General features: G+C 60.8%; 14 protein-coding genes. 9 read left to right on the plus strand and 5 right to left on the minus strand.

From position 1 onward, the window contains the following. Positions 1 to 57: 57 nt before the first annotated feature. From AACY02_RS02635 to AACY02_RS02650, 4 genes are read right to left on the minus strand one after another with little or no spacing between them, the layout of a single operon-like run. Complete coding sequence (locus AACY02_RS02635; protein ID WP_003198420.1) at positions 58 to 261, minus strand: SEC-C metal-binding domain-containing protein; 204 nt, start codon at positions 259 to 261, stop codon at positions 58 to 60. Then, positions 258 to 752: an LEA type 2 family protein gene (locus AACY02_RS02640; protein ID WP_339430626.1), complete on the minus strand. Its 495-nt coding sequence runs from the start codon at positions 750 to 752 to the stop codon at positions 258 to 260. The genes AACY02_RS02635 and AACY02_RS02640 overlap by 4 nt, the downstream gene beginning before the upstream one ends. A gap of 42 nt (positions 753 to 794) precedes the next feature. Continuing rightward, positions 795 to 1,271 (minus strand): YchJ family protein, encoded by a 477-nt coding sequence (locus AACY02_RS02645; protein WP_339430627.1) that lies wholly within the window; start codon positions 1,269 to 1,271, stop codon positions 795 to 797. Between the two features lie 4 nt (positions 1,272 to 1,275). Further along, positions 1,276 to 1,773 (minus strand): DUF6231 family protein, encoded by a 498-nt coding sequence (locus AACY02_RS02650; protein WP_339430628.1) that lies wholly within the window; start codon positions 1,771 to 1,773, stop codon positions 1,276 to 1,278. Between the two features lie 199 nt (positions 1,774 to 1,972). Between AACY02_RS02650 and AACY02_RS02655 the strand changes: the two genes are divergently transcribed. From AACY02_RS02655 to AACY02_RS02670, 4 genes are all read left to right on the plus strand, one after another. After that, positions 1,973 to 2,668, plus strand: a complete 696-nt coding sequence (locus AACY02_RS02655; RefSeq protein WP_221731448.1) for an OmpA family protein — start codon at positions 1,973 to 1,975, stop codon at positions 2,666 to 2,668. An 89-nt stretch (positions 2,669 to 2,757) separates the two neighbouring features. Further along, on the plus strand, positions 2,758 to 3,480 hold the full coding sequence (locus AACY02_RS02660) for an OmpA family protein (protein ID WP_339430629.1): 723 nt from the start codon (positions 2,758 to 2,760) through the stop codon (positions 3,478 to 3,480). Between the two features lie 163 nt (positions 3,481 to 3,643). Next, positions 3,644 to 3,925: a DUF1145 domain-containing protein gene (locus AACY02_RS02665; RefSeq protein ID WP_339430630.1), complete on the plus strand. Its 282-nt coding sequence runs from the start codon at positions 3,644 to 3,646 to the stop codon at positions 3,923 to 3,925. Further along, positions 3,918 to 4,676: a collagen-like protein gene (locus AACY02_RS02670; RefSeq protein ID WP_339430631.1), complete on the plus strand. Its 759-nt coding sequence runs from the start codon at positions 3,918 to 3,920 to the stop codon at positions 4,674 to 4,676. Before AACY02_RS02665 ends, AACY02_RS02670 begins: the two co-directional genes overlap by 8 nt. A 76-nt stretch (positions 4,677 to 4,752) precedes the next feature. On the opposite strand, the gene AACY02_RS02675 is transcribed toward AACY02_RS02670, so the two are convergent. Beyond that, positions 4,753 to 5,217 (minus strand): CopD family protein, encoded by a 465-nt coding sequence (locus AACY02_RS02675; protein WP_221731444.1) that lies wholly within the window; start codon positions 5,215 to 5,217, stop codon positions 4,753 to 4,755. 100 nt (positions 5,218 to 5,317) lie between these two features. Here AACY02_RS02675 and dinG point away from each other — a divergent pair, with 100 nt between their 5' ends. From dinG to pdxH, 5 genes are all read left to right on the plus strand, one after another. Then, positions 5,318 to 7,462, plus strand: coding sequence for an ATP-dependent DNA helicase DinG (gene dinG / locus AACY02_RS02680; RefSeq protein WP_339430632.1), 2,145 nt, complete (start codon positions 5,318 to 5,320; stop codon positions 7,460 to 7,462). A 95-nt stretch (positions 7,463 to 7,557) separates the two neighbouring features. After that, a complete protein-coding gene (locus AACY02_RS02685; protein WP_339430633.1) occupies positions 7,558 to 10,035 on the plus strand; it encodes a beta-agarase in 2,478 nt (825 codons plus the stop codon). Positions 10,036 to 10,237: 202 nt separating this feature from the next. Next, positions 10,238 to 11,383 carry a serine hydrolase domain-containing protein gene (locus tag AACY02_RS02690; protein WP_221731441.1) on the plus strand — a complete coding sequence of 382 codons (1,146 nt, stop codon included), beginning with the start codon at positions 10,238 to 10,240 and terminating at the stop codon, positions 11,381 to 11,383. 113 nt (positions 11,384 to 11,496) lie between these two features. Beyond that, complete coding sequence (locus AACY02_RS02695) at positions 11,497 to 12,582, plus strand: OmpA family protein (RefSeq protein ID WP_339430634.1); 1,086 nt, start codon at positions 11,497 to 11,499, stop codon at positions 12,580 to 12,582. 24 nt (positions 12,583 to 12,606) lie between these two features. Continuing rightward, a complete protein-coding gene (pdxH, locus tag AACY02_RS02700) occupies positions 12,607 to 13,254 on the plus strand; it encodes a pyridoxamine 5'-phosphate oxidase (protein ID WP_339430635.1) in 648 nt (215 codons plus the stop codon). Positions 13,255 to 13,258 lie beyond the last annotated feature (4 nt).

The raw sequence follows: 13,258 nt of genomic DNA on the forward strand, positions 1-13,258 counted from the left end.
GGCGTGAGCCTGCTCGCGATGGCGACTTTCAGGCAAAGAAGATCTGCGCCCGAGGCATCAGGCGCCGTGGCACTTCTTGAATTTCTTGCCGTTGCCGCATGGGCAAGGGTCGTTGCGGCCGACGTCTTTCAGGGCATTGCGCACCGGTTCCTGGTGGGCGTGGCCGCAGTTCGGGCCGTGGACATGGCCATGGTCGTGATCGTGGTGATGGTCATGATCGTGGTTGCAGTCAGGGCCATGGACATGAGGTTGCTGAGTCATCGGTGTTGCTCCGGAATTAAATCGGCGGGGATTATCACGCCATTGCGCTCAAGGTGCACGTAGTGGGCGATGAATAAACCGGTTTCCATGTCGCCCTGCAGTCGGTAAGGAATCTGCTGGTTCGGCCTTTTCAGCATTTTCACCACCTCTTTGACCTGAGGCCACAGGTTGGTGCGAATCGGCACTTTGTAGAAAGCGCTGTGTTTGGCCCCGACAGTGATCCAGCGTTCATACGCACCCTCGGTCAGCAGCATGTCAGCCAAATGGATGCGGTATTCCAGGCCGCGCACGGTCAAGTCACTGCTGTTGGGGTTGTCGATGCGAAAGTGCAGGATGAATTTCTGCTCAAGTAACCTGGCGCGCACCACTTCGACTTTGACCAGATGCACGGTGGGGTCGACGCTGACATCACTGAACCACGAGGCGCAACCGCCCAGGTTCAGGATCAGCATCAGAGATAAAGCCTGAAATGTGCGCCGTTGACTGAGCATCGCGTAAAACTCCCTTTCGCCTCAGTCTAGTCGCCAGCGGATTTACGCGCCGAAATACCCCGCGCAGCACTTTTTAAACTTCTGCCCGCTGGCGCATGGGCAACTGTCATTACGGCCCAGCTTCAATTGCACAGTCGGGTCGATGAAGTACCAGCGCCCGGCGTTCTGTACAAACGAGGAGCGCTCGCGGTGACTGTGTTCGCCCTGGCTGTCATGCCAGCGTGCGGTGAAGGTGACGAAGGCATGTTCCGGCTGGCCGCCGAAGACTTCCGAGTTTTCGACGTCGAGGCCCAGCCAAGTGCTTTGTGCGCTCCAGGCGCTGATCGACTGACGATCAAGGCCCGATTGCTGGACGGGCAGGGTGGTCGCCACCAGATAGTCGATCAGCCCCAGCACATAGGCGCTGTAACGCGAGCGCATCAAGGCTTCGGCGCTCGGCGCCGGGAGGCCGGCGTGATAGTGACCGCAGCAGGCATCCAGCAGATTGCCGCTGCCGCAAGGGCAAATAGCTGTACTCATTGCATTACCACCAGTATTTCCCGAAGTTTTCCGGATTGGCCCAGAACCGTGAATTCAGCCAGTCGGGGACTTGTTTGTAGTCAAGCAGGTCGTAGGTGAACAGGGTCAACACTTGATCGTCACGCTGAAAGCGCTCACTGGCTTGCAGTGCCAGTGAGTAAAAATCAGTCTCCTGCCAGCCACTGGCCGACAGATCCGCCATTACCGCGATGCGGCTGGCGTTGAGGTTGCGAATCCCGCCCAGAAGATTCAGGCCGTCACGCTTGGGCAAATGTTCCAGGCAATCGACCACCAGTGCCAGGTCGAAGCGCTGTGCCGCCAGTTCGGCAGGCAAGGTGCCGGGTTCGGCGTGGGCGACGCAGCAGTCCGGGTGCGCTTGTTTGAAAGCGGCCAGCGCCGGAAACTCGCTGGCGCCGATCAGCAGCAAGCGCTCCGGAGCGTAGCGATCCAGCAAAGCGGCCAACGCCTGTTGCGGCGTGCGGGAAGAAATGGCGACGTTCATCGAGGCTCCTCAATCAGACCGCCAAGACTAGCCTGCCTGACGGCGGCGGCAAAGCGTGGTGTGCCGCCGGTTTGCGGCCAATGCGCCAAAGTCCTGTGAACTCGGTCGCAAACAGCCATGGCCTATTGCTGGCGGAGATTAAAACTCCGGTCTTTACTCCCTGAATCGGTTCTAAGCCGATCCCTCAGGAGAAAACCAGATGAGCATAGTTCGGACAGCGTTACCCTTGATTCTGTTAACCAGTGTGTTGACTGGTTGTGCAGGTTTGCAGAAAACCGACTGGCCGACCTGTGCGGCGGTCGGTGGCGTCGTCGGTGCCGGTCTTGGTGCCACCGAGAGTTCCTCGTGGGCAGGTGGTGGTGCACTGATCGTCGGAGGCATGGCGGCGGCCTATTGCTGGGTTCATGGTGATGGCGATGAGGACGGCGATGGTGTGCCGGACAGTCGCGACAAGTGCCCGGGCACGCCTAAAGGCGTACAGGTCGATGCTGACGGCTGCCCTCCACCTGCACCGATGCCTATGGTCGAAGAAGCTGTAGTGGTCAAGGAAGAAACCATCGTCATTCGCGATGTCCACTTCCAGTTCGACAAAGCCACGCTCACGGGCTCTGATAAACAAGTGCTCGACAAGGTCGCCACACGTCTGAAGCAGGAATCCTCTACAGCGCAACTGACTGTGACCGGTCACACCGACAGCGTGGGCAGCGATGCCTACAACCAGAAGTTGTCTGACCGTCGTGCGCACTCGGTGGTGGAATACCTCATCCAGCAAGGTGTGCCGCGTGCCAGCTTCGTTTCGGTGTCCGGTATGGGTGAGATGCAACCTGTCGCCGACAACAAAACCGCTGACGGCCGCGCGCAAAACCGCCGTACCGAAATCAAAATCGTCCGCTAGACCTCTCGCATCCTCGGCTTGTGCAGTCGCGGATGCGGGTCTTTACTCCTGTGTAACCGGTATGGGCCGGTGACACAGGAGCTTTCAAAATGACTGTTTTCTCAAGGTCCGTCTTGCCGGTACTGCTGCTGGGCAGCTTGCTTACCGGTTGCGCTACTCACAGCGATGGCACTGCCCCCCTCAATCAACGTACCTGGCCGATCTGCAGCCTTATTGGCGGGCTGGTCGGTGGAGGTCTAGGCGCCATCGAAAGTGGTGGCTGGGCCGGTGGCGGCGCAGCGCTGGGGATCCTGACCGGCGGATTGATCTGTTATGCCCAGGATGGCGATGAAGACGGCGATGGCGTGTTCGATCGCCGCGACCGTTGCCCTGATACACCGGCCAATACGCCGGTCGATCACCGGGGTTGCCCACTGCCGCAATATCCGGTGACTGAAAAAGTACCGGAGCCTGCGCCTCAGACTGAAGTCATCACCCTGAGCGATGCCGGCGATGTACTGTTCGATTTCGACAAGTCCGACCTGACCCCGGCGGCCAAATCCCAGCTTGATACGCTGATGGATAAACTGCGCAATGCTGATGTGGTGAGCATCAAGGTGATCGGTCATACCGACAGCAAAGGTTCGGATGCCTACAACCAGGCATTGTCGGAACGACGCGCCAGCAGTGTGGCGGCGTACCTGCTGAGTCAGGGCCTGGCCCCGAACAAACTCACAAGTGAGGGGCGCGGCGAGAGCGAGCCGGTGGCCGATAACGCCACCGACGAGGGCCGCGCGAAAAACCGTCGAGTGGAGTTGCACATCAATCGTTAGGATGGCGCTGAAGTGCGCCAGCTAGAGCTGTCGGGCGACGATCTTCGTCGACCCGGCAGCGATTTGGCGGCCAAGCGAGTTTTTTTCATTTAACCCTCTGGCTTATCCCCCGTAGAAGCCGTTACTGTGCGTGCAAAGAATAATTCGCAATACAGGGGAGCGTATGAAAGTGTTTTGGGGGCTGGGGCGGTTATTGACCCTGCTGTTCTGCTGCGTGGTGCTGGTCGATCAGCTCATGCCGTTCATACATCCGTTGCACCTGCTGGTCAATCTGGCCGGCAGTCTGCTGTTGCTGATCCATGTGCTTGAAGTGCTGCTGTGCAACCGCAGCCTCAAAGGGCGCCCGCACCCTTGGCGTGACCGTGGCCGCATCCTGCTGTTCGGCATCTTCCACCTGCAAACCATCCCGGCCCCGGCCGCTCCGGAGGCTTCTTCCCATGCGTAAACTCTGCCTGCTCGCTGCATTCATCAGCCCTTTGGCCTGTGCCCAAGTGGTCAGCGTCGAAGCCAACTCCCTGATGCGTCTGCCCAACACTGCCAACACCTTGCAGTTGGACAAGCTGGAAGTGGCCGATTACGGCACGTTGCTGATTCCACCGAATGTGACTGAGCTCAGCGTGGGTGAATTGCGCCTCGGTCATGATGCGCGTATCGCTATCGTCCCGGGTGAACAGGCTTTGGACATGAAAGTCGTTCGAGCCGAACTGAGTGATGGCAGCCAGATTACTGCGCGCGGTGCGCCGGGAACTTACGAAAAAGCTGCGCGTGCGGGGCGCAATCTGAATCTGCAATTCAAGGCACTGGATGCGCCGCAACTGGTGGTCGACGCTCGTGGCGGCCGCGGGACGCCAGGTTTTGTCGGTCTTGACGGTGGCAACGGTGAAGATCCGGGCTGCACCTGGGGTCAGGCCGGACACGGTGCCGACGGTAGCGATGGCAGCGACGGTCAGCCGGGCGCACCGGGTGGGTTGGTGCGTCTGCAAGTGCCGCGTGAATTCCCGGCCGAACAGATCAAGATCAACGTTGCAGGCGGTGCCGGTGGGCCAGCGGGCGTTGGCGGCAAGGCCGGCAAGGGTGGCAAGTCCAAGGGCTGTCTGGTGTATCGCGCCGATGGCGGCAAGAGTGGCAAGGCCGGGGCGGATGGCCAGGCTGGGCCGGTTGGGGCCGCTGGCTCGGTGACTGTTCAGCGCCTCTAAAGATCAACGCCAGTGTTGTGGCGAGGGGGCAAGCAGCCTCGCCACAACAGTGTCCAGCGCAAATGAAGGGTACCGATCAAAACATCGGTCGTGCCGCCGCAACGGCCACCAGCACCAGCCCGACCAGCAGATTAATCCCCACCACCCGGCGAATTCGCCCCAGCACCGCCGCACCTGCCGGCCAGTCCTTGGCCTCAACCGCTTTACGCAACTCTGGCAGCATCAAGCCCTGAATCCGGATGAATAGCGCCGTCATCACCACATACAACCCGATCATCACCTGCACATATTTCGGCGCGGTCTCAAACCCGACCTGCTGAAGATGCAACATGCCCACGCCGCTGATCGGCAACACGATCACGGCAACCCAGACCCAGCGAAAAAAACCTTGAAACACTTCCACCCACAGCGTCAGCCGATTTGGCCCGTCCAGAGCCTTCACTGCCGCAGGACGCAAGATCATCCAGGCGAAAAACATACCGCCGACCCACACCAGAGCGGACAGGACATGCAGCGGATAAACGAGGCTAAAAGGTGTCATTGGGGCACTCCGTTCTGCGCGGGATTAATTAGCGGGGTATGATAGCCGCCATCTGAAACCACTGAAAATTTATCCAGCGTTTTTTTGCGCCCGACAATCCATGATCAGCACTGAACTCAAAACCACGATCCAGGGCGCCTACTCGCGTTTTCTTGAAGCCAAGAGCCTCAAGCCGCGTTACGGCCAGCGCCTGATGATCGCTGAAATCGCCAAGGTTCTCGGGGATATCGACACCGACGACGAAGGCCGGCGCAGTGGCGACCCCGCGATTGTTGCGGTGGAAGCCGGCACCGGTACCGGCAAAACCGTGGCCTACAGCCTGGCAGCGATCCCTACGGCCAAACTGGCCGGCAAGCGTCTGGTGATCGCCACGGCGACCGTGGCCCTGCAAGAGCAGATCGTCTACAAGGATTTGCCCGACCTGATGCGCAACAGCGGGCTGAACTTCAGCTTCGCGCTGGCCAAGGGGCGTGGCCGCTACATGTGCCTGTCCAAGCTCGACATGCTGTTGCAGGAAGGCCACGCACAGACGGCCACTGCCCAGCTTTTCGAAGAAGAAGGCTTCAAGATCGAGGTCGATGAGGCCAGTCAGAAGCTGTTCACCAGCATGATCGAGAAACTCGCCGGCAATAAATGGGACGGCGACCGCGACAGTTGGCCCAATGCCCTTGAAGACGCCGATTGGGCGCGCCTGACCACCGATCACAGCCAGTGCACCAACCGTCATTGCCCGAACTTCGGCCAGTGCGCCTTTTACAAGGCCCGCGAAGGCATGGGCAAGGTCGATGTGATTGTCACCAACCACGATATGGTGCTGGCCGACCTGGCATTGGGCGGCGGCGCTGTTTTGCCTGATCCGCGCGACACCATTTACGTGTTCGACGAAGGCCATCATCTGCCCGACAAGGCGATCGGCCATTTCGCTCACTACACACGTCTGCGCTCTACCGCCGACTGGCTGGAAACCACCGCCAAGAACCTCACCAAACTGCTGGCTCAGCATCCATTGCCGGGCGATCTCGGCAAGTTGATCGAACAGGTGCCGGAGCTGGCGCGGGAGATCAAGGCCCAGCAGCAATTCATGTTCAGCGCCTGTGAGCAGATTGCCGATTTCAAACCCGGTGAAGATGTCGAGGGCCGTGAGCGCCCGCGTCATCGTTTCGTCGGCGGGGTGATTCCCGAGCACATGCGCGAAATGGGCATCGAGCTGAAAAAGGGCTATTCGCGTCTCAATGATCTGTTCACCCGCCTGACCGATCTGCTCAAGGAAGGCATGGATGGCGAGGTCAACATAGGCATCGCCAGCAATCAGGCCGAAGAGTGGTATCCGCTGTTCGGCAGCCTGTTGTCCCGTGCCTCGGGCAATTGGGAACTGTGGACGGCGTTCACCGCCGAAGATCCGGAAGACAGCCCGCCAATGGCGCGTTGGCTGACACTGGCTGAAAGCGGTTCGCTGTTCGATATCGAGGTCAACGCCAGCCCGATCCTGGCGGCGGAAACCTTGCGCCGCAGCCTGTGGAACGTGGCGTATGGTTGCCTGGTGACCTCCGCAACCCTGACCGCGCTTGGCACTTTCGATCGCTTCCGCATGCGCGCGGGCCTGCCGAAAAAATCCATCACCGCCGTGGTGCCGAGCCCGTTCCATCACGCCGACGCTGGCGTGCTGCGGGTGCCAGATCTGAAAGCCGACCCACGCGACGCCGCGGCCCATACCGCCGCAATCATCCGTGATTTGCCTGACCTGGTCGAAGGTTCGCGCGGTACGCTGGTGCTGTTCTCCTCGCGCAAACAGATGCAGGACGTGTTCGACGGCCTCGACCGCGACTGGCGCAAGCAAGTGTTCATTCAAGGCAACCTGTCGAAACAGGAAACCCTGAACAAGCACAAAGCGCGGGTCGATGGCGGTGACTCCAGCGTGTTGTTCGGTCTGGCCAGTTTTGCGGAAGGTGTCGATTTACCCGGGGCTTACTGCGAACACGTCGTGATCGCCAAGATCCCGTTCTCGGTGCCGGACGATCCTGTGGAAGCGGCATTGTCCGAGTGGATCGAGGCCCGGGGCGGCAATCCGTTCATGGAAATCTCCGTGCCCGACGCTTCGTTGAAGCTGGTTCAGGCTTGCGGCCGTCTGCTGCGCACCGAAGAAGATCGCGGCACCATCACGTTGCTGGATCGGCGACTGGTGACCCAGCGTTACGGCAAGGCGATCCTCAATGCGTTGCCGCCTTTCCGTCGTGAAATATCCTGAGACATCGGTGGGCCGTTTTGCCCGCCGCGTTGTCTATCTCTCTGCCATCGCGTTTCCATTGGCCTTTGTTGGTCGCTAGGGAGAACTCCGTTCTTATGATCCGCCGTTCGTTGCCTGCCGTGTTTGCCTTGCTCTTTGCTGCCCCGTTGCTGGCGGCGCCTGCTGGTCAACAGACCCTGTTCAATTTTGTCCGTCCCGCTGACGTGGTGAAAGTCGCGACCGAAAACGCTGACCTGCCGCAAGCCAATGCCGAACAAACGGCTGAAGGTGAAGTGCTGCGTCGTGTGACGTTCAACCCGGTGGCCCGCCCGACCTTGCGTCTGACGCCACAAACCGGCGCTTGGGACTGGTCACAATCGGGCATGATGACCCTGCGTTTGCAGAGTGCAATGAACTGGGCCGTGACGGTTTATGTGCAGATCCAGAGCAACAACGGGCAGACGCTGACCAGCCGCGTCGATTTGCCGGCCGGCCCTGCACAAACCCTGTTGGTGCCGCTGGTCGCCACTTCACCGCTCAGCCAGGGCATGAAAGCCGGGCCGCCGATGCCGATGCTGGTCGAGGGTCAGCGAATATTGCTGGCCAGCAGCAGCGGCGAAATTGATCGCAGCCAAGTGGTGTCGGTGAGCTTGTCGATGGATCAGCCAAAAGTTGCCCAGAGCCTGTTGCTCGAGCGTTTCGGCGTGGAGGACGGCGATGCGGTCATGCGAGCGGTGTATAGCAATCTGGTCGACGCTTACGGGCAGTCGACCCGCAGCAAATGGCCGGAAAAGGTCAGTAATGATGAACAGCTCAAAGCCGCCGCCGGTAAAGAACAGCAACAGCTGAAAACCTGGCTGGCCCAGCGCGAAAAATCATCGCTGGACACGTTCGGCGGCTGGAACAAAGGCCCGGCGTTCAAGGCCAGCGGCTTCTTTCGCACTGAAAAGCGTGACGGCCGCTGGTATCTGGTGACGCCTGAGGGGCATCCGTTCTACTCCCTTGGCGTCAACACCGTCAGCCCGGAGGTCAACCAGACTTACGTTGCCGGTCGCGAGAACATGTTTGAAGCCTTGCCCAAACCTGACGAACCGTTGGCCGGGCATTTTGGCGAGGACGACCACCGTGGTGGCAATGGCGCCGATCAGGGCCGAGGTCATGCCAGCGGGCGTTGGTACGATTTTTACGGTGCCAACCTGCAGCGCCTGTATGGCGAACCGTGCAAGCCGGCCAGCGCCACCAAGGCTGGGGTCGCCGAGGCGGCCAAGGCGGGTGCGGCTGAGCAAAGCGCAGCAAACGCTGCAGAACCGCTCGCTACGTCTGAGCAGCCCAAGGCTGGCGTTGCTGAAGCGGCCAAATCGTCATCATCCAATCCGCCCGCTGCTGTGCCTTGCACCGCTTCGGTCGATGAACAGAAGTGGGTGAGCCACACCCTTGATCGCCTGCAAGCCTGGGGTTTCAACACCGTCGGTAACTGGAGCGCGCCGTCGCTTGGCAACGCCGCTCGCGTGCCTTACACCTTGCCGCTGTCTATCGTCGGCGATTACACCAGCATCAGCACCGGCAGTGACTGGTGGGGCGGTATGCCGGATCCGTTCGATCCGCGCTTTGCCATGGCCACCGAGCGCGCCGTGGCCATCGCTGCCCGCGATCACCGCGACGATCCATGGCTGATCGGCTACTACGCCGACAACGAGTTGGCGTGGGCCGGCCCTGGCGAGGATCCGAAATCCCGCTATGCGCTGGCTTACGGCACCTTGAAAATGACCACTGACGTGCCGGCCAAACGTGCGTTCCTCAAGCAGTTGCGCGACAAATACCGCAATCAGGCCGGGCTATCGAAGGCGTGGGGCATTGATCTGCCCGCGTGGGAATTGATGGAAGACCCGGGCTTCGAGCCGCCGTTGCCGAGCGCGGAACACCCGGAAATCGAGGCCGACTTCAAATACTTCCAGAAAGTGTTCGCCGACACCTATTTCAAGACCATTTCCGACTCGCTGAAATGGCACGCGCCGAACCAGTTGCTGCTCGGCGGCCGCTTCGCTATCAGCACCCCAGAGGCCGTGGCGTCCTGCGCGCAGTTTTGCGACGTGCTGAGCTTCAACATGTACACCCTCAAGCCGCAGGACGGTTATGACTTCGCCGCCCTGGGCGCCCTGGACAAACCGGTGCTGATCACCGAATTCAACTTTGGCTCCACCGATCGCGGCCCGTTCTGGGGCGGTGTGACGCAATTGGCCAAGGAAGAAGACCGCGGTCCGGCGTACGCCAACTTCCTCAAACAGGCGTTGAGCGAACCTTCGATTGTGGGTGTGCACTGGTTCCAGTATCTGGATCAACCGGTGACCGGGCGCTTGCTCGATGGCGAGAACGGCCACTTTGGCTTGGTAGGCGTGACAGATCTGCCCTATCAGGATTTCGTCGAGACGGTGCGCAAGAGTAATTTGCAGGCGATTGATCAGTTGGGCAAAGAGGCTGGGAAAGCCGCGGCCGCGGCGGGTCATGAGGCTGAAGGTGGGCGAAAGGCTGAAGCCGGCAAAGGGCCAGGGCGGGGCGTAGGCCATGCGGGTGGGCATTCCGGCAACGGTCACTAGTCTTTACGTGCGCGTTAGCGCTCTTCGCGAGCAAACCCGCTCCCACAGGTTGTTCGTAAACTTTGTGGGAGCGGGCTCGCTCGCAAAGGCCTCGATTGTTGCACCACAGCATCAACCGTCCAGCCCATAGCTGTTCCCAAATCCCTCAAGGGCTGGAACAATGCGGGCCACTTTGTAGAGCGTTTTCGCGGGGGAGTTGCGGGTGCAGATTCAGGGACATTACGAGCTTCAATTCGAAGCGGTGCGCGAAGCTTTCGCCGCACTGTTCGACGATCCCCAGGAACGCGGCGCAGCGTTGTGCATTCAGGTCGGCGGAGAAACTGTTCTCGATCTCTGGTCCGGTACCGCCGATAAGGACGGCGCTGAGGCCTGGCACAGCGATACCATCGCCAACCTGTTCTCCTGCACCAAAACCTTCACCGCTGTCACGGCACTGCAACTGGTCGCCGAAGGCAAGTTGCAGCTCGATGTTCCGGTGGCCCGCTATTGGCCGCAGTTCGCCGCCGCCGGCAAAGAATCCGTCACCCTGCGCCACTTGCTCTGCCATCAGGCCGGTCTGCCGGCCCTGCGCGAACTGTTGGCGCCCGAAGCCCTTTACGACTGGCAAACCATGGTCGACGCCCTGGCGGCCGAAGCGCCGTGGTGGACGCCGGGCACCGGTCACGGGTACGCCGCGATCACATACGGCTGGCTGATCGGCGAATTGCTGCGTCGTGCTGATGGTCGCGGCCCTGGCGAATCGATCGTCGCCCGTGTCGCCAAGCCATTGGGCCTGGATTTCCACGTCGGCCTGGCCGATGAAGAATTCCACCGCGTGGCGCACATCGCTCGGGGCAAGGGCAATGCCGGCGATGCGGCCGCGCAACGTCTGCTGCAAGTGACCCTGCGCGAACCCACCGCCATGACCACCCGCGCTTTCACCAATCCGCCGTCGGTGCTCACCAGCACCAATAAGCCGCAATGGCGACGCATGCAGCAACCGGCGGCCAACGGCCACGGCAATGCGCGCAGTCTCGCCGGTTTCTACGCCGGACTGCTCGACGGCAGCCTGCTCGAAAGCGACATGCTCGAAGAGCTGACCCGTGAGCACAGTCTCGGCGAAGACAAGACCCTGCTGACCCGGACCCGTTTCGGCCTCGGCTGCATGCTCGATCAACCGGACGTGCCCAATGCCACCTACGGCCTCGGCCCAAGGGCGTTCGGTCATCCGGGGGCGGGCGGCTCCATCGGTTTTGCTGACCCTGAGCATGATGTCGCGTTCGGTTTTGTGACAAATACCCTTGGGCCATACGTCTTGATGGATCCGCGCGCGCAGAAGCTCGCGCGGGTGCTTGCCACTTGTCTATAAAGCATCAAAGGAGGTTCCAGGGCTGGAACCTCGACACGATTTTCGATTCAAAGCGACTGTTTATCCGGGCGATAGTGCTCTGATTTTTCATTACTTCATTTTGTGGATTTTCAATGTCATCTAAAAAGACGCTCGCCCTGGCCTTGTGTGTTGCGATCACCGGTTGCGCACAGACCCCGAAAAACGATGCGGACGGCAGCAGTTGGTGGCCGTTCGGATCTTCCGACAAGGTGGCGGCCAAAGAGCCGGCCCCGGCCCCGTTGAAGCCTGCCGCCACTGCCCCGGTTGCCAAAGCCGAGAGAAGCAACCCTTGGTACTGGCCGTTCGGTTCCGATGATTCGGCTACCAAAACTGAAGCAAAAAACGAAGCCAAACCGGCCGCCGTGGCCAAGGCCGACGCTGAGGCGGGCGGTAAATGGTGGTGGCCGTTCGGCGGCAAGGATCAGAACACGGCCAAAATCGTGCCGATGCCTGACCCGAAAATCACTCAGGCCTGGCTCGACGATTATGAGCCGCGCCTGCGCGAAGCGGTCAAGGACAGCAATCTGCAACTCGAGCGTCGCGACAACGTGCTGGTCGTAACGGCGCCGGTCGAAGGCTCGTTCAACCCGGATCGTCCCGCCATGCTGCTGCCGGTCACCCTAGGCCCGTTCACCCGCGTTGCGAAAATCCTCGAAGCCGATCCGAAAACCGCCGTGCTGGTTCTGGGGCACAGCGACTCCAGTGGCGCCGCGCCCGCCAACGTCAAATTGAGTCAGGAACGTGCCCAGGCCATTGCGGCGATTTTCCGTCTCAGTGGCTTGCAACGTGATCGCCTGATGCTGCGCGGTATGGGTTCCGAAGCGCCGCGTGCGGCCAATGACAGTGCAGAGGGGCGTGCCCTGAACCGTCGTGTGGAACTGCTGGTCACTCCGCAGAACACCATGGTTGCGCTGTTGAGCAAGTACAACATGCCGGCGCCGAGGCCCGTGACCCTGGTCGCTAAGCAGGACGTCAAGCCAGCGGCCAAACCGGTGGCCCCGGCACCCGCGGCGAAGAAAGCTGCCGCACCGGCGACTAAAAAAGCGCCGGTCAGGAAAGCTGCTGCCAAGGCGCCGGCGAAGAAAGCACCGGCCAAGGCTCCAGCCAAGAAAGCCGCTCCAGCCAAAGCCGCTGCAACAGACAAGAAAGTCGCAGCGACCGATACCACCAAAAAGTGATTCGCTAACGAAAAGGAATGCGCCATGACCCAGGCTCTGGCAGATATGCGTCGTGATTACACTCGGGATGGTTTGACCGAGGCTCAAGCCCCGCGGGAGCCGTTTGCGCTGTTTCACCAGTGGTTCGCTGACGCGGTGAAAACCGAGCAGGCGCCGGTGGAAGCCAACGCCATGACCCTGGCCACGGTTGATGCGCACGGGCGTCCGCATTGCCGCATTCTGCTGCTCAAGGGCTTGGATGAGCAGGGTTTCACCTTCTTCACCAACTACGACAGTGCCAAGGGCCAGCATCTGGCGGCCAATCCGTTTGCCGCCATGACCTTCTTCTGGCCGTCCCTTGAGCGCCAGGTGCGTATCGAAGGGCGGGTGGTGAAGGTCACGCCTGAGGAATCCGATGCGTATTATCAGGTGCGCCCGCTGGGCAGCCGTCTCGGTGCCTGGGCGTCGCCGCAGAGCCGGGTGATCAACGGGCGTGGCGAGCTGGAGGATCTACTCAAGGCTACCGAGCAGCGCTTCAGTGACACTCAGCCTGACTGCCCGGAACATTGGGGCGGTTACCGCCTGCTGCCCGAGCGCATCGAATTCTGGCAGGGCCGTCCGAGCCGTCTGCACGATCGCCTCAACTACCGCTTGCAGGGCGCCGACTGGATTGTTGAACGTCTGGCACCTTAAGCAG

It is taken from the genome of Pseudomonas sp. EA_65y_Pfl2_P78 (assembly GCF_963970495.1).
In the GTDB taxonomy this organism is placed as follows: domain Bacteria; phylum Pseudomonadota; class Gammaproteobacteria; order Pseudomonadales; family Pseudomonadaceae; genus Aquipseudomonas; species Aquipseudomonas baetica_A.